This is a genomic window from Exilibacterium tricleocarpae (assembly GCF_007004655.1).
Classification (GTDB): domain Bacteria; phylum Pseudomonadota; class Gammaproteobacteria; order Pseudomonadales; family Cellvibrionaceae; genus Exilibacterium; species Exilibacterium tricleocarpae.
This window is the reverse complement of record NZ_ML660088.1, coordinates 303859-320411: the sequence shown is the minus strand read 5'-3', so window position 1 is coordinate 320411 and position 16553 is coordinate 303859. Positions and strand designations below refer to the sequence as shown.

The following is a 16553-nucleotide window of genomic DNA, read 5'->3' as shown; positions in this document are numbered from 1 at the left end:
GCACCTGTCCCTCTCCACACCTGAAGACGAATAATGAACTGTTATACGCAAATTTATTTGTTGCAGGTTGCCCGCTGTTCCTGGTTCGACACCCGGGCAATATGCGGGCTATCGCTCCCGCCGGTAGTTGCCGAAATCCGCCTGCAGATACATTTCTCCTTGCGCCTCCACAAAAGCCATAGTGGCGACGGTGTCACCCGGGCGGCGAAAGTGGCCGCCGTTGACGGCAATCAACGGCCGGCTGCGGCGCTTATTGATCCGGGTGTGCAGTTTGCCGTCGCGCAAAAATACCTTTAGCTTTTCGTCGCGCTCGGGTCGCTCGCCGAAACGATAGGTGACCGGGTGGTAGCTGCCTTCATAGCGTTTGAGTGGAACAGCACTGTCGGCAGCTATCGGTTTTACCGGCGCGGGCAGGTTGCGCACAATATGATCTTCGATTTTAGTGCGAATCTCCCGCAACGGCCGGTGATTGAAAACCGTCACCACGACGAAGTAACCGAGACCACTGTCGCGGTTGTAGCCGAAGTGGGCGAGATAACCGTCGCCGTCGCCGCCGTGGCCATGGAAGCGAAAGCCATTGTGCAGCCATTGGTAAACACCGAGTCCGTAACCGTGGTTGAGGCCGGACTTGGCGGCCAGGGTGGTGGCGGGTTTTTCCATTCGGGCGACGGAGGCCGGCGCCAGCAGCTGGCGGCCGCGGTGGCGGCCATTGTTGAGCAGCAGTCTGACAAATGCCGCCATATCCCGCGGGGTGCTGTTGATGGCCCCGGCGGGGCGAAACAAAATGTGCCAGTAGGGAATCGGCTCGATGCCGTCGGCCTGATAGCCCTGGGCCAGTTGCCGGTGCGGGGAAAACCCGGTGTTTGCCATCGCCAGCGGTTGCAGTAACCGTCGCTCTACAAAGGTTTCATAGGACTGGTCCGCCAACTGCTCGATAATCAGGCCGGCCAGACCGGCGCCGGAGTTGGAGTAGGAGGCGTGATACCCCGGCGGCCAGCGCGCCCGGCGCGATTGCGGGTGCAACGCCAGCGCCGGCAAGGCGGCGATGGGAATGTTGTGGTCAAACTCTGCCGGCGACATATCGGTAAAGCCCGCGGTATGTTCCAGCAGGTGTGCGACGCGGATCGGGTGTGTCTGCGCCCAGGGATTGTGGTAGAGACCGGCGGGTACCCAGCGGGCGATCGGGTCGGACAGGCGCAGCTTGCCGTCCTCCTGCAGCGCCAGTGCCGCCAGGCCGGTAAACGCTTTGGTGATGGAGCCGATGCGAAATCGCGTTTGCGGGGTTACCGGCCGGCGGGTTTTGATATCGGTTACGCCCAGGGCGCCGGACCACAGTACTCGATTCTTATCGGTGAGACTGAAGCCCACTGCGGGCACGCCGTAGTTTTTGCGGATAGTATCGATATCCGCGAGCAGTGTGGTGTAGTCGGCGGCGGTTGCGCGGGCGTCGATTGCCATTATCACCATCGAGACTGTCACCGCCGACAACAGGCCCGCCCCCGCAGGACAGGTGGCGCTCAAAGCCCTGAAAATCATGGGTTTACTCCCGCTGGTAACTGCGAACGGCCAATCTTAGGGGGTTTTGCTCGATGGGAGTAGGGGTGGGAAGCCGGGCAGATGAAGATATCGAACAACAGGGGCGAACTCGCCGGCCATTCGCCGGTCCAAACTTGCCGTTGACAAAAAATGAGTGGGAGCCGCAATGGGCGATGGTAAAGGGGGATACTGGCGCTGGATGGGATGGCTGGCGATCGCCTGCCTGTCGCTGCCGCTGCAGGCGCTGACCACCGAACCGGTGCGCCAGCCCCATATCCGCGCCAGCCTGGTCAGTGAGGTCGACAGTCTGATACCCGGCGGGACAGTAACCGTCGGGCTGTTGTTACAACCCGATCCGGACTGGCACGTCTATTGGCGCAACCCGGGCGATTCAGGTATGCCGCCCCGATTGAACTGGGATACGCCTGCCGGTATCGATATGGGTGCCATTCAATGGCCGTTCCCGCAACCCATACCGGTACAACATTTGATGAACTTCGGCTACCACGACCAGGTGCTGTTGCCGGTGGCGGTCCGGGTTGCCGAGTCGGTGCCGGCGGGTCCGGTGTCGCTGGTCGCGCAAGCCAGTTGGCTGGTGTGTAAGGAGACCTGTGTGCCGGGTTCAGCGCGGCTCGAGTTGACGCTGCCGGTACGGGCGGGCGCCGCTGTGGTCGACGCGCAGGTGGCGCCGCTGTTTCGCCGCGCCCGCGAGCGCCAACCCCAACCACTGGGTCTGCTGGGCGCCTCGGCGGTGGCGGGCGGTGAGGCGATCGCCATTGATATCTATGCCACCCAGCCGGTCTTCGACGGGGCGCAGCGGGTGGAGTTTATTCCCGCCACCGAAGACCTGGTGGAGTACGGGGAGCCCGCCAAGCTGCGCTGGAAGAAAAACCGGTTGAGTATCGAGCAGCCCCGGGCCCTGACGTTTACCCGTTTGCCGGACAGTGTCGAGGGGTTGTTGGTCGTCGACCGGCGCCGGGCCTGGCTGGTCAAATTCAAACCCTGATGGATGGACTTCTGGAGAGCCTTATATTATGAAAACCCTGACGTTGTGGATCGTGGTAGTGGCCGCTGTTATCGGTAGCGGTTTGAGCAGTGCCAAGCCGGTTATCGGTCAGCCGGCGCCGTCTTTTTCTGTCGCCGATACCCGTGGTAACCAGGTCAGTCTGGACGACTATGCCGGCAAGGTGGTGATTCTGGAGTGGACCAATCACCTGTGTCCGTTTGTGGAAAAGCACTACGCCAGTGGCAATATGCAGGCCCTGCAGGAGAAGTATACCGGGGAGGGGGTAGTGTGGCTGTCGGTGATTTCTTCGGCGCCGGGCAAGCAGGGGCATGTCAGTGCGCAAGAAGCTGATCGCCTGACGACCAGCCGCGCGGCCAAACCTTCGCGGGTGTTGATGGATGCGGCGGGAACAGTGGGGCGTCTCTATGCGGCCAAGACCACGCCGCACATGTACATTATCGATAGTAAGGGAACTTTGCGGTATATGGGGGCTATTGACAGTATCAATTCCGCGAATGTGGCCGATATCGAGCGGGCCACCAATTATGTGGAGCAGGGCATGACTGAGCTGCTGGCCGGTGCCGTTATCAGTAAGCCTGTGACGCGGGCTTATGGTTGTACAGTGAAATATTAAAAACCGTGTAGGGGCTGCGACCTGCCGAAATCCTCTCGGATTGTTATCGGCACCTCCTCCTTCGGCACGGTGTGGGGTCGGGGTGCCGCTCCCCTCTATTAGGGCACCTTTCCGGTGTGCTGCGGTTTCTTTTTTATCTCTCCCTCTGAGTTTTGAGCGAGTGACGATACTTTTCGCCGCAAAATAGTTCCGCCGATGTTGTTACCTGCACCGTGCCACTGGTAGAGGTGCCGTTTGAGGGTGGCGTGGTCCCGCTCGAAGGGGACGCAACTGAAGTTACGTCCCCGCACCGTGCCACCGCGAGAAGTGCCACCGGTGATTCTGACGTATTTTTGTCGCAATTTTTTACATGATAGTTAACTCCTAAACATAACTTTCTGTTTTTAAAAGAAATTTTTATGTTGGTACGAAAATCGCCTGTGTTCTTACCCAAGGGAAGTTAGACAAGGAAACTTTATTAAAAGGAACTACATCAAGGGAACTTGCACAAGGGACCTGGTTTTACCGGACTCTGGTCGACGGAAAATTGACGCAGAGTCCAAGGTTAACTGCACTCCCCCGTTATTGCCGGCGCGGCACACCGGGGGAGGGCTCAATGTCCGGTGCCGGTGCGGTCGCCGACCGCACCGGCAGAGGAGAAGTTAAAGTCTATGAAATGCAGAGTTGGCGAAGTCGAACAGCGGTGGTATCGGTTCGATCGGTTTTACAATACCAGCGACGGCTGGTTTTTTTCCACCCGCGAAGGCGAAAACGTCGGGCCGTTTGTGTCCCGCAGCGTTGCGGAGACCGCGGTGAAACTCTATATCAAATACACCAACAACGAATCCGGCAGCGGTACCTACGGGGCCAGACTGGCAAAGCACGGCTTCTGGGCCTCGACGCTGTTGAAGTGATCTCCTAAGGCGCCGGGTCCGATTTTTTTGTCGGCCTGCGCGCCGCTCTTTTCTTCGGCGCGCTTTTTTTCTCCGCCGCAACTTCAGGCTCTCCGATGGCGGCAAGCTTGAGTTCATCGTAAGCCGCCTCCAGACACTCCATATAGAATGCCGGGTCGGGCATCATATCGCGACAGGAGACAGCGCTGATGGTGACCCGGCCGTTGTAGCTGACGATCGGCTGGAACAGACCGACACCGTGGGTGATGGGGCCGAGGCCGAAGTGGGCCACCATTTCACAGCCCATGGAGTAAAGAGGAAAGTTGGCGCTCGGCACATTGGTGATGATGCAGTTCACCAGTGCCGGCACACGCTTGTTCAAACCGCTGCGTTCGTAGGCGCGCACCGCCAGTGGTACCACCGCCGCCGGCAGGAACTGCGCCGCCTCCACCGCCATTTGTCCGCCCACGGTGGCGGCCAGCTTTTTCGCCTGTTGCGATTCCTCGTGCACCGCCCGCAACCGCTCCAGCGGGTCTTCGATATCGGAGCGAATCGGCAAACTCATGGCCGACACCAGGTTGCCGGCATCGTGGCGCTGGGCTTCGGTACGCACCGAGATCGGCGCCATGGCGACACAGGTTTGCGCCGGCAGTTCATTCTTTGCCTGCAGGTATTTGCGCAGAGCGCCGCCGCACACGGCGACGGCGACGTCATTGACGGTGGCGCCGGCAACGGCGGTCTTGATCGCGCGGATTTCCTCGAGGTCGAAGCTGCGCCCGTCGAAGACCCGGTGCGGCGACACGGCTTCGTTAAAACGCGTGCGCGGTACCCGCAGATTCAGCTTCAACTCCCGCTTGATAAAACCCTCGGCGACGTTTTTCACCACCGGAATACTGGTGCCCACCAGGCGGGCAAACTGGAACGGACGCTTGATGCCGCTCACCAGTGTGCGACCGAACAGCTCCATGCCGGTGGGCAGGCGCTCGGCCACCCAGGGTCGCTGTGGCGGCTCCACCGTCACCCCGGGGGCGGTGTCGTGGATGGCCTTGGCAATCTCCGCCCCCGACAGGCCGTCGACGCAGGCGTGGTGAATTTTGGTCAGCATGGCAAACGCACCCTTCGGCATGCCTTCCACGTTGTCCAACCCCTCGATAATGTATGCCTCCCACAGCGGTTTGCGTTCATCCAGCGGCCGCGACAGCAGGCGCGAGGTTTCGATGCACAACTGGCGCCAGTCGCCGGGCCTGGGCAGAGCGACGTGGCGCACGTGAAATTCCAGGTCGAACTCCGGGTCCTCGATCCAGTAGGGGTGGTCGGCACCCAGCGGCACCCGTACCGCGCGCCGGCGAAAACTCGGTGCTTTGTGCAGGCGGCTTTCGAAAAAACGCAGTATGTCTTTGAAACCCACTTGGCCGTCCGGCGCCGTCGACTGATCATAAATCTGCAGGCCGCCGATATGCATCGGCATGTTTGCGGTTTCAAAATAGAGAAAGGATGCGTCCATCCCCGAGAGCTGTTGCATGATGTTTTCTCCTGCGTCGAGTCAGCCTATGTTTTGTGCCTAATATGTCATTGCAAACTGTTGTTGCTGTCGATTACTGCCAACGGCTGTTGCTATCCAGTACTTCGACCAGAAAACATTGTCACTTCGGTGGCACTGAGGTCTCGATCCGGGCCGAGCCCTTCGGGACCTTCGCCAGCAGGGATGCTGGCGTAGAGCCTACAGGGATGTATGTACCGGGGGGACGCCTAGTCCGTGTCCCGAAGGGCTCGGCCCGGATCGAGACCGTGTCGGCTAGGACATCAAAACCCACTTTGGGTGAAAATCTTCATTTGTCGAAGCGCTGGTTGCTGTCGTCGTCCATCGTTATCGGTTTTTATTTTCGGCGTTACCCGGTTTGGCCACTGGCAGCTCGTGACGGGCGCAGTACACCGTGATTTTGTTCGGCACAGAACTCGCGCACCAGCTCCGCGGTCTGGGCGGCCATGGTCAACATAAACAGGTGTCCGCAGGGCATGATTTCCAGGCGGCTGTTGCGGATCAGGCGGTGCAGGATTTTCGCATTGGCGAGCGGAATCAGCGGATCATCGTCGCCGGACATGATCAGTGTCGGTTGCCTGATCCGGCGCAGCCAGGGAAGGCTGGTCCAGCCATAGCCGGCAAACAGTTGGCATGCATAGCCCATCATCGACGGTGCGATAACTTTTTTACGGTGCTCGGTGATGCTTTTTTGGTCGCGGCGGAACCGTCCGCCGTAAATGGAAGGGGCGATGCGCTGCATATAAGACGTCTGCAGGTAGCGCCGCGGCGTGGCCATGCGCAGCAGTACGCCGAGCTTGGGCGGCACCGCAATCATGCCGGTGCTGGTGGCGGCCAGCACCAGGCGCCGGCAGCGGTCGGGATGATCCTTGGCGTATTGTTGTGCCAGTGCGCCGCCCCAGGAAAGACCCAGCACATCCACCTGGCCGTAGGACAACTGGTCGAGCAGGCGCGACGCCATTTTTGCCATACCCGGAAAACGGTAGGGCTTGCTGGGGTTTGGCGAACCGCCGGTGCCGGGAATATCGAAGGTGATGATTTCAGTGTCCGCCATCTCCGGCGACAGGGTAAAGGGTTCCAGCAGCTCCAGATTGGCGCCGATACCGTTGAACAGCAACAGCGGTGTTTGGCCGCCGCTACCCGCTTTGACGCCGACCCGCAACTGTTGAGCATCGATTTCCAATGTAAAATAACGCATTGACTGCCACTACCTCTCGTAACTGAAACCTATTCAAACACATAGCGCCCGGGGGCCTCCATCAGAACCTCGTGGGTCGCACTGCCCAGGTTCGCCGGCGCCGCGACCTGGTTGCCGGATTTCTGTGCCAGCCATTCGCCCCAGTGCACCCACCAGGAGCCTTGCTGGAGGCTGGCGGCCTCGAGCCAGGCGTTCGGCTCCAGACTCAGATCGTCGTTGCTGAAAAACTTGGCTTTGGGGTTGAGCGGCGGATTCACCAGACTTTGGATGTGGCCGCTGTTGGCGAGCACGAAAGTGCCCTTGCCGCCGAGCAGTTTTTGCGAGCGGTAACAGGTTTTCCAGGGAGTGATATGGTCGGTGATGCCTGCGACGCAGTAGTAATCGACTGCGATAGCGTTTAAGTCGATGGGAGTGCCCAGTATCTCCAGGCCCTGGTCTTCCACCAGGGCGTTCTGGGCGAAAATATCGATGAAGTCCCGGTGCAGCGCCGCCGAGAGACGGGTGGCGTCGTTGTTCCAGTAGAGGATATCGAACGCCGGCGGATTGTTGCCCATCAGATAGTTGTTGACCCAATAGTTCCAAATCAGGTCGTTGGGCCTGAGCCAGGCAAAGGCATTGGCCATCTCGCGGCTGTCGACGTAGCCCTTTTTGTGGGAGCGCTGTTTGGCGAATTCCACCGTGGACTCGGTGGCGAACAGGGCCGCCTCGGCTTCGGTTACGGTATCCAGCATACTGACCATCAGCGTCGCGGTGTGCACTTTTTTTTGTTTTTTGGCGGCCAGGTGGGCCAGGCTAATCACCGCGGTGATACCGCCCGAGCAGGCCCCGGTGATATTGATATCCTTGGCGCCGGTAATCTCGCGCACGACATCCATTGCCTCAATCACGGCGGCTACATATTCATTCATGCCGCAGTCGCGATGGCGCACCGTGGGGTTGCGCCAACTGATGACGAAATACTGAAAGCCGCTGTCGGTGAGAAACTTCACCATGCTTTTGTCGGGGGTGAGGTCGAGTACATAGAATTTATTGATCTGCGGCGGGATGGTGAGCAGCGGGCGCTTGTACACCTTGTCGGTCGTTGGCGCATACTGGATCAACTCCAGCAACTCGTTGCGAAACACCACGGCGCCGGCGGAGGTGGCGATATTCTCGCCCACCTCAAACGCCGAGGTATCCACCTGGGACGGCAGGCCGCCGTTGTTGCGCATGTCGTCGAGAAAATGTTGAAAGCCTTTGACCAGGCTGATGCCGCCGGTCTCCAGCAGCCGCTTGATGGCAGCCGGGTTGGCGAGCGTGTTGGTGGGCGAGAAAGTGTCGGTCAGCAACGCCATGATAAAGCGCGCCCGCTTTTTATCGTCCTCCATTTCCATGATGTCGTCGCACAGTGCCTGCATCTGTCGGGTCCAGGCCAGGTAGGCCTGCATCAGGCGCCGGTACACCGGGTTTTGGGTCCAGGTCGGGTCGAGGAAGCGCTTGTCGCCGCGCTCCGGCTTGAGCTGCGATTTGCCGGCCAGGATTGTGAGCACTTCCCGGCCCAGGCGACCGGCGCTGCGCAGGGTTTTGCCGGGATTGGCCAGCGCCTGTTTGGCGACGTCCACCGCGGCATTGCCGATGTCGCGACCGCTCAGGCCGACCATGGGGTTGGGGCCGAGGATCGCCTCAGTGGCCCTTTCGCCGGCCTCCTTTTGGGTATTGTGGGGCTTGTTGCCGGCGACCAGGTGTCCCAGTTTATCCCGCACCTCCTTGGCGACGTCGGCGTCGAGGTATTTGATGGCGGCATCGAGTTCTTTGACGGTGCCCAACAGTTTATCTATCAGCTCCCGGTTGTTTTGTTTTGCGGAACTGTCATCTGACATGATGTTTCCCTCCTCGCCTCAATGCGCTTGTTATTCTAGGCCGGCGCTATGGCGCCGGTCGGTTTTATCGGTAACTGCGATTGGTAGAGTAGCCGGCAGTGCTCGGCAAATGCCTGCCGGTCATTCATATACGGCGCCAACAGCGTGGCCAGTCGATATACCCCCCGGTGCAGCCGGATCGATAAGTCCTCATTCGGGTACTGCAGTGCGGCGTAGTTGAGCCAGTAGGTCAGCGTCAGCACCAGCGTATCTAGCAGGTTATCGCGGCTCGGGGCGTCCAGCGTTATGTGTCCCTGTTTGGAAAGTTTAGTGCAAAGTGCCCCGACTGTTTTGCGTTTCAGGGCGAGAGTGCGGGCGAAGCGGCGCGCCAGGGATTTATCTCTCTGGCTGATGTCGGTCAGATTGTTGTAGATAAAGCGGTTGTTGTGAATCGCTTCGAGCAGCAGGTAAAGATAGCTCCAGTGGTCGCCCAGGGAGTCGAGGTTGTCCAGTGGCGCGTGCAGCAGTTGCTCGATTTCCCGCTCGAACAGGTCGACCAGTGCCGGTATCAGTTGCTCTTTGCCGCGGTAGTGGTAGTAAAGGTTGCCCGGGCTGATATCCATCGCCATGGCGATGTCCACCATCGCGACATTCTGTTCGCCTTCCAGGTTGAACAATTCGCGGGCGGTCAGGGCGATACGATCTCTAGTACGAACTACCATATTTCGGAAGATTCTTACTGGCGCCGCTAATATTCGATATGTGTCTATGTGTTGCCGAGTATTAGTAAGCGGTTTCTAATTTTTATCGGTATCGTTCTCACCAGATTCAGCGGCAGTTCTTATCGTGTATTTTTATTGGTATTTTTTGAATTTTTCTAATTTGTTGAGTTTATTTCTTTAACTTACTTTTTACTACAGTCCCGGAGGCTACTATGGCGGCGAAAGAAGCACAAGCGGAAACTAGCACCGAAGCGAAAGAATCACTGGCCAAGAAAATCTGGCTGGCAGGTCTGGGGGCCTACGGTCGCAGTTTTGACGAGGCGTTGGACCAGTACAAGCAAATCAACGAAAAGACATCACAACTGTTCGGCGAGTTGGTGGATAAGGGCGCTGAGATAGAAGCCGTGACCCGCACCAAGCTGGAAGAGGCGCGCGTGCAGTCCACCCAGGCGTTTGAAAGCAGTGTCAACCAGGTACGCAGCAAATTGGGTCTCAGCGAGAGCGAAGAAGCCACCAAACTGGATGAATTGAGCGCTAAAGTCGACGCCCTGACCGAGATCGTGGCCAAGCTGGCCGAGGCGAAGACCGCCGAGAAGAAGTAAACCCACCGATCCGGAAGTATACCAGCGCTCTCACCAGTGTTGGCCTTGTAACCACCCCGGCAACGCCGGGGTGGTTTTTTTGTGTATACCCATCCCGCCGCGCCGATATCACGGATGACCCAGGCGTCATGCTTTTTCCTAAGCGCCCTCAGTGCTGTAGTATTGCAGCTTGGTATCGGTTAAAGCCTGTTGCCGGCAGGTGTGAACAGGGGGATGTGTTCAGTTTCATGTTGAAAAACACGCCAACGGCCTATGGCTCGGTAGCCATTGTCCTCCACTGGCTGACCGCACTAACCGTTGTCGGTCTGTTCGCGCTGGGGCTGTGGATGGTGGACTTGACCTACTATGATGCCTGGTATCAGCGGGGTCCGGACCTGCACCGCAGCATTGGTGTGCTGCTGGCTGCCGTGGTCATTCTGCGTTTGCTGTGGCGTCTCGGCAACCCGCGACCAACGCCGTTGCCGAGCCATCGCGTCTGGGAGCAAGCTGTTGCCCGCGGGGTCCACGCACTGTTTTATATTCTGCTGTTGGCGATGTTCGCCAGCGGCTATCTGATTACCACGGCGAAAGGCCAGGGGATATCGGTCTTCGACTGGTTTATCCTGCCGGCCACCATTACCGGAATAGACAACTTGGAGGATATCGCCGGCGATGTGCACGAGATACTGGCATTTACTGTTATCGGGCTGGGTGCAGCCCATGGTCTGGCGGCGTTAAAGCACCATTTCATTGACCGCGACAACACGTTGTTGCGTATGCTTGTTCCCCGATCTTTGAGTGATGGAAGTAACGGAGAGTAACTATGAAAAAGCTAGCGGGTATTTTGACGACCGTCATGGCCTTGTCAGGGGCTGTTCTGCTGAGCGCCGGCGCACAGGCGGACAATTATGTGATCGACACCAAGGGCATGCACGCGTTCGTCCAGTTTCGCGTCAAACACCTGGGGTACAGTTGGCTGTACGGCCGCTTCAACAAATTCTCCGGCGATTTCAGGTACGACCCGAAGCGACCCGAAGCCAGCAGGATTTCGCTGGAGATAGACACTTCCAGTGTGGATTCCAACCATGCCGAGCGGGACAAGCACCTGCGCTCGTCGGATTTTCTCAACACCGATAAATTTCCCAAAGCGACGTTCAAAAGCACCGCCTACAAACCGACCGGCAAAAGTACCGGCGAACTCACCGGTAACCTGACGCTGCATGGGGTGACCCGGCCGGTTACTATTGCGGTGGAGCACATCGGCGGCGGCGTCGATCCCTGGGGTGGCTACCGCCATGGTTTTGAAGGCCGTGCGGTTATTATGCCCGACGAATTCGGTATCAAGATGATCGAGCAGTTGGGGCCGGAGTCCGGCCAGGTCGAATTGTTTTTGACGGTTGAAGGCATACGCAAGTAAGGTTGATGTGTCCTTGGGCAGTAGGCACCACTTCCGGTGGCACGGTGCGGGGACGTAACTTTAGTTGCGTCCCCTTAGAATGGTGCCACTCCCCTTCCTTAAGAACACCTGCCCGGTGTACTGCGGTTTTCTTTTGTTTCCCAGTGATGTTGTGAGCAAGTGATGATGCTTTTTGCGGCACTGTGCCGCCGGAGGCGGTGCGGTTTGAGGGTGGCGTGGTTCTCCTCGAAGGGGACGCAACTAAAGTTACGTCCCCGCACCGTGCCGCCGTTGGATCGGCCTTAAACTCTATCGTGCTGCTTGCGATCTCATCAGGCAACTCAAACTGATCCGATTCAGGCCGCCGGTTCCGTAACAGTAACCTTATCCCCTTCTTTCAGGCGTTCCGCGCCGCGCACCGCCACCCGGTCGCCTTTGGCGAGCCGACCCGAGACCGATACCCACTGGTCCTGCGCATTGCCGACCGTCACTTTTACGCGGTGGGCCTTGTTTTGGTTGTCGATCAACACCACGTAGGTGCCGTCGCGGCGCAGCAGCAGGGCGTCGCGCGGCACCGCCAGCGCGTTTTTCCCGTACTTCAGCGGGATCGCGGTTTCCACCAGTTGCCCGGCGGTCCAGTGGCGAGTGGCGGGTACGGGAACGTCGATGCGCACCTCGAAGGTCTGGGAACGGACATCGGCGTTGGGCACGATCACCCGCACCTTGCCCTCGAACACCACGTTGTGACCGTCATAGGTGGTGTCGCCGCTGCTCAACGTCAGCGTGTCGCCCACTGCCACCTGTGAAAAATGTTTTACCGGCACGAACACCCGCAGTTCCAGGTGATCGGTGTCGAGAAAGCGGGCGATCAGGTCCTTGCGATTGACTTCCTCGCCGCCGCGATGGAGGCGTTCGGTAACGGTGCCGTTGAACGGCGCTTTGATCTCGGTGCGCTCGAGCCGCTCCTTGATCTGCTCGACCCGGGCGCGGGCGATTGCCAGATCTCCGGCCGCCAGATCGCGCCGCGACTGGATGCGTTCCAGCTCATCGAGAGAGGCATTATTGTTCTGTCTCAGGGCCTCGATGCGCTTTGCTTCGCGCCCGAGGTACTGCAATTGCACCTGGTTGCGCTTGATAATGGCCTGTTGTTCCGCCAGTTGCAGCGCCAGCGGTCGGGCGTTGAACTTGACGATATTCTGTCCCTGCGCAATGGCCGTGCCCGGCTCGGCCACCCATTCCAGTTGGCCGTCGATACCGGCGTTTATCGCCACCCGGTTGCGGCTGTGCAGGGTGCCGGCGACCTTGACCTTCGGCTGGACGGAGAATTCCTTGACGCGGTCGATCTGGACCTGCACCGCCGCCGGCTCGGTCTGGGCCCGGGCGGGTGTGGTCGACACGGCGTAGATGACCGCCGCGAGGACGATGCCGGCCGTCAGTTGAAGTCGTTGTCGTGATGACAGGGTGGCGCTGCTTCTCCCGCTTGTTTGCATACTGTACTCCCTTTAGTCCTGGTGCCCGGCGGCGCTTTTTTCGAAGGCCAGGTCGATAACATTGTCTGTGACTGGTTCGCGGTGCCGAGGTTCCCCCATCCGCAGCAGGCTTGGCAGCAGCACCAGGGTGAAGGTGGCGCTGACCGCCATGCCACCGACGATCACCGTGGCCAGGCCCCGGTATATTTCGGAGCCGATCCCCGGTACCAGCATCAGCGGCAGCATACCGAACAGGCTGGTCAGGGTGCTCATATAGACCGGCCGCGCGCGAATGCGCACCGCCTGGGCCACCGCCGCGCAGCGGTCGAGGCCGGCGCGCTCGGCGCTGCGGGTCTGGTCTACCAGCAAAATGGCGTTATTGACCACCAGACCCAGCAAAATGATAAAACCGATCATGGTCAGCAGATCGAGTGACTGGAACGTGACCAGGTTCAACAGTGCCAGCGATATCATACCGCCGGCCAGCGCCAGTGGCATCACCAGCAGCACCAGCAGACTGTCTTTCGGCGACTTGAACAGGGCGGTCATGATCAGGAACAGAATCAGCAGTGCCATGACGAAATTCAGCGCCATATCGGTGATCGCCCCCGCCAACTGATCGGCCCGACCGCTCATCTGCATACCGGAATCCCCCGGCAGCGCCGCCTGGACTACCGGGCCGACCTGGTTTTTGATGATATCCATAGCGACCTGCATGGGCATGGTGGCCGGTGGCGTCACCTCGAGGGTGATAGTGCGTTTGCCGTTGACGCGACGCAACTGGCTGGGACCGACGACCCGCTGAATGCTGGTCAATTCACCGAGGTGCTGTACGCCGGCCAGCGGTGTGTGTAGCGGCAGATCGGCCAGTTCCTCCGGGGTCTGCCAGTCGCTGCCTCGCAGTATCACGTTGATACGTTCGTTGCCGTCAAAATACTCGCTGACAAACAGCCCGTCGGTCATGGCGCGCACGGCGTTGGCTACGGTGCGACGGTCGAGGCCGGCCTGGGTGATACGCCGGTCGTCCGGTACCAGGCGCAGTTCCGGTTCCGCCAGACTCAGGCCCGGATGCGGCTGCACCATCGCCTCGGGCATGGCGCGGGCAAAGGCATCCATACCGGTATTGGCGGCATTGATCAGGGCCTCGATATCGGGCCCTTGCAGATCAACAGAGATAACCCGGCCTCCGCCGCCGGAGAAACCGAGCATGGAGCCGCGAAACATGTAGAGAATGGAATCGGGGATGCCGGCAAAGATTTCTTCCCGGGCCACCGCCATCAGCTCCGCAGTGCGCTGCGGGTCCGCCGAGTAGATAAAACCGCCGGTGTTGCCGCGGGAGCTGAAGAAGTTGTAGCTTTTGATAGGGGGCTCACTGTCGCCATGCATAAAGGGCTCGATGCGTTCCTTGACCCGCTCGGCAATCTCCTGTTTGACAAACGCCAGGTTGCCGCCGGGCGGCAGGTCGAGGGAGAAGAAAAAGCCGTCGGTGGGGACCCGCGGCAGAAAGTCCGCTTTTGGCATCAACAGCGCCGTAATCAGCACCGCACCGCCGAGCAGGCCGCCGGCCCACAGCAGGCGCCGCGCCGGGGTGTCGGTCAGACGCATCACGAAGCCGGTGAGTCGGTCCCAGTAGGCGCCGAAGGCATCCTCGCGTTTTTCGTCGCGCAGCCAGAACTGACTCGCCACCGGCAGCACGGTGATGGCCACCACCATCGAGGCAATCACCGCGATCGACAGGGCGATGGCCAGGTCGGAGAACAGTTGCGCCTCGACCCCCTCCATAAACAGGATGGGCAGGAAAATGGCGACGCTGGTCACTGTGGAGGTGAACAGCGCGCCGGTGACCTGTAGTGTGCCTTTGAAAATGGCTTTGCGATTGGCCATGCCCTCCAGGCGCAGGCGCACGATATTCTCCTGCACAATGATAGCGGCATCCAGCACCATGCCCACGGCAAATGCCAGGCCCGCCAGGGAGATGACATTCAGGCTGCGGCCGAAGGCACTGAGGGCGATAAACGCGACCATAATCGAGAGCGGGATGGTGCTGGCGATAATCAGTGTCGGGCGCAAGCCGCGCAAAAAGAACCAGAGAATGGACAGCGCCAGGATGACCCCGAGGCCGAGGTTGCTCTGCACCATGGCAACCGCATTGCGGATATGCACCGAGGCGTCGAAACTGAGATCGATCTCCAGCCCCAGGGGGTTGAGGACCTCCTCATTCAGTTCGCGCAGTGCCAGGTTGATGGCATCCAGCAGCTCCACGGTATTGGCTTTGTTGGCGCGGCTGATGGTGATGTAGTAGGCGGGGTCGCCGTTGCGCAGGTTGAAGGCGGTGGAATCGGCGAAGGTGACTGCCACCGTCGCCACGTCCTGCAGGTGGATGGGCCGTTCGTCGCTCCAGCCGATAATCATCTGCTCCAGGCTGCCGACATCGTACTGGCCGGCGAACCGGACCGTGTACTGGCGCCTGCCGACATCGGCGAAACCGCCGGAGGCGTCGGTGGCGCGGGCGATGGCACTGCTGATATCGCCCAGTTGCAGGCCCAGCGCCGCGGTGCGGTAGGGGTCGAAGTCAATCCGCAGCTCCTGTGGCCGGCGGCTGTTGAGGTTGACCCTGGCGACCCCCGAGATGCGACTCAGGCGGGGCTCGACGATATCCTCAATGATGTCCTGGTAGGGCGCGATATCCTCGATGCCGCTATCGGGCATGGCCTTGACCAGCAGTGAGGCGGCGGTGTCGCGGCCGCCACCACCACCGCCGCCGCCGGCGGTGACCTGCGGCTCATCGGCATCCAGGGGCAGCGGCGGGGTCTGGTTGAGGTTGTTGATGACCGCCAGCAGTGCCTCCTGCATATCGGTGCCGATTTCAAAGGTGAGGTTGATAAAGCCGCGTCCGGGCTGAATCTCGGTGGTGATCTGGGAAATGCCGCTGATGTTTTTCAGCACGTTTTCCTGGGGTTCGATAATGACCGCTTCCATTTCTTCCGGCGCTGCGGCCCGCCAGCCGGTGGATATGGTGATTTGCGGGCGTTCGATATCCGGCAGCAACTGCACCGGCAGTTTAGTGATACTGACGACACCGAAAGTCAGCACCAGGGCCACCAGCACGGCGATGGCGGCGGGGTTGTCGATGGAGGTGCGGGTCAGGTTCATAGGTAGCGGGCCCGGTTGTCTGTTCTTATCAGGTCAGGCTGTCTTTTGTAAGCCTTAAGAAAATGACAGTGAACGGTTGAGAAAGTGCACTGAACCGCGAGGTCAAAACTGTGCAGCTATGACGATTGTCAGGCGTAGGGCCTCAAGTATACAACGTGTCCATGGTCGGGGGTTAGCAGCCGATGGTTGGGGGTAAAGAGATGCCGGGCTGGAATGGCACTTGCTTTGGGTGCCTGTTTTTGTTTAAAGGCGCTTAGCGTTGATGGTAGTAGTATCTAAAAAGTGCCAATTGACCGGCCTGTCTCTGGGCGGAGCTTTCAGAAACACGTCGTGAACCCATCCCTGGGGACTTCCCGACAGCATCCCTGCTGTCGAGAGTTTCTGAAAGCTCCGCCCAGAGACAGGCCTCCCTTCGGTATTCTTAATTAATATCGATAGTACCGCGGTGGTAGGTGCTAACCCGGTGTGGGGGTTCGAGACTCTCGACAGCAGGGATGCTGTCGGGAAGTTTACAGGGACGTACTTGCAACGTGTCTCGAACCCCCACACCGGGTTAGGACCGGATCGATTGGCACTGATCCGTTCAAGCACGACTACCATCAACGCTA

13 protein-coding genes are annotated in these 16553 nt (G+C 59.6%); 6 read left to right on the top strand and 7 right to left on the bottom strand.

Features of this window, described 5'->3' with window-relative positions; genetic code table 11:
- Positions 1 to 108: 108 nt before the first annotated feature.
- On the bottom strand, positions 109 to 1536 hold the full coding sequence (locus tag FKG94_RS03990; RefSeq protein ID WP_142902897.1) for a serine hydrolase domain-containing protein: 1428 nt from the start codon (positions 1534 to 1536) through the stop codon (positions 109 to 111).
- Positions 1537 to 1702: 166 nt separating this feature from the next.
- On the opposite strand from FKG94_RS03990, the gene FKG94_RS03985 reads away from it, so the two are divergent.
- From FKG94_RS03985 to FKG94_RS03975, 3 genes are all read left to right on the top strand, one after another.
- Positions 1703 to 2542 (top strand): protein-disulfide reductase DsbD domain-containing protein, encoded by an 840-nt coding sequence (locus tag FKG94_RS03985; RefSeq protein ID WP_142902896.1) that lies wholly within the window; start codon positions 1703 to 1705, stop codon positions 2540 to 2542.
- Between the two features lie 28 nt (positions 2543 to 2570).
- Positions 2571 to 3176: a redoxin domain-containing protein gene (locus FKG94_RS03980; RefSeq protein WP_142902895.1), complete on the top strand. Its 606-nt coding sequence runs from the start codon at positions 2571 to 2573 to the stop codon at positions 3174 to 3176.
- Positions 3177 to 3826: 650 nt separating this feature from the next.
- A complete protein-coding gene (locus FKG94_RS03975) occupies positions 3827 to 4069 on the top strand; it encodes a DUF6316 family protein (RefSeq protein ID WP_142902894.1) in 243 nt (80 codons plus the stop codon).
- 4 nt (positions 4070 to 4073) lie between these two features.
- On the opposite strand, the gene FKG94_RS03970 is transcribed toward FKG94_RS03975, so the two are convergent.
- From FKG94_RS03970 to FKG94_RS03955, 4 genes are all read right to left on the bottom strand, one after another.
- Complete coding sequence (locus FKG94_RS03970; protein ID WP_142902893.1) at positions 4074 to 5570, bottom strand: WS/DGAT/MGAT family O-acyltransferase; 1497 nt, start codon at positions 5568 to 5570, stop codon at positions 4074 to 4076.
- A 367-nt stretch (positions 5571 to 5937) separates the two neighbouring features.
- Positions 5938 to 6786, bottom strand: coding sequence for a poly(3-hydroxyalkanoate) depolymerase (gene phaZ, locus FKG94_RS03965; protein ID WP_142902892.1), 849 nt, complete (start codon positions 6784 to 6786; stop codon positions 5938 to 5940).
- Between the two features lie 29 nt (positions 6787 to 6815).
- Complete coding sequence (locus FKG94_RS03960; protein ID WP_218943424.1) at positions 6816 to 8645, bottom strand: alpha/beta fold hydrolase; 1830 nt, start codon at positions 8643 to 8645, stop codon at positions 6816 to 6818.
- A gap of 35 nt (positions 8646 to 8680) precedes the next feature.
- On the bottom strand, positions 8681 to 9346 hold the full coding sequence (locus FKG94_RS03955) for a TetR/AcrR family transcriptional regulator (RefSeq protein ID WP_142902891.1): 666 nt from the start codon (positions 9344 to 9346) through the stop codon (positions 8681 to 8683).
- A gap of 212 nt (positions 9347 to 9558) precedes the next feature.
- Here FKG94_RS03955 and FKG94_RS03950 point away from each other — a divergent pair, with 212 nt between their 5' ends.
- The 3 genes from FKG94_RS03950 (at position 9559) to FKG94_RS03940 (ending at position 11344) form a co-directional block, all read left to right on the top strand.
- Positions 9559 to 9948 carry a phasin family protein gene (locus FKG94_RS03950; protein WP_142902890.1) on the top strand — a complete coding sequence of 130 codons (390 nt, stop codon included), beginning with the start codon at positions 9559 to 9561 and terminating at the stop codon, positions 9946 to 9948.
- Positions 9949 to 10175: 227 nt separating this feature from the next.
- Positions 10176 to 10748, top strand: a complete 573-nt coding sequence (locus tag FKG94_RS03945; RefSeq protein WP_142902889.1) for a cytochrome b — start codon at positions 10176 to 10178, stop codon at positions 10746 to 10748.
- 35 nt (positions 10749 to 10783) lie between these two features.
- On the top strand, positions 10784 to 11344 hold the full coding sequence (locus tag FKG94_RS03940) for a YceI family protein (protein ID WP_246124931.1): 561 nt from the start codon (positions 10784 to 10786) through the stop codon (positions 11342 to 11344).
- A 335-nt stretch (positions 11345 to 11679) separates the two neighbouring features.
- Here the strand turns inward: FKG94_RS03940 and FKG94_RS03935 are convergent, their stop codons facing one another.
- Together FKG94_RS03935 and FKG94_RS03930 are read right to left on the bottom strand one after the other, a co-directional pair.
- Positions 11680 to 12813 carry an efflux RND transporter periplasmic adaptor subunit gene (locus FKG94_RS03935; RefSeq protein WP_142902887.1) on the bottom strand — a complete coding sequence of 378 codons (1134 nt, stop codon included), beginning with the start codon at positions 12811 to 12813 and terminating at the stop codon, positions 11680 to 11682.
- A gap of 12 nt (positions 12814 to 12825) precedes the next feature.
- Positions 12826 to 15945 carry an efflux RND transporter permease subunit gene (locus FKG94_RS03930; RefSeq protein WP_142902886.1) on the bottom strand — a complete coding sequence of 1040 codons (3120 nt, stop codon included), beginning with the start codon at positions 15943 to 15945 and terminating at the stop codon, positions 12826 to 12828.
- Between the last annotated feature and the right edge of the window lie 608 nt (positions 15946 to 16553).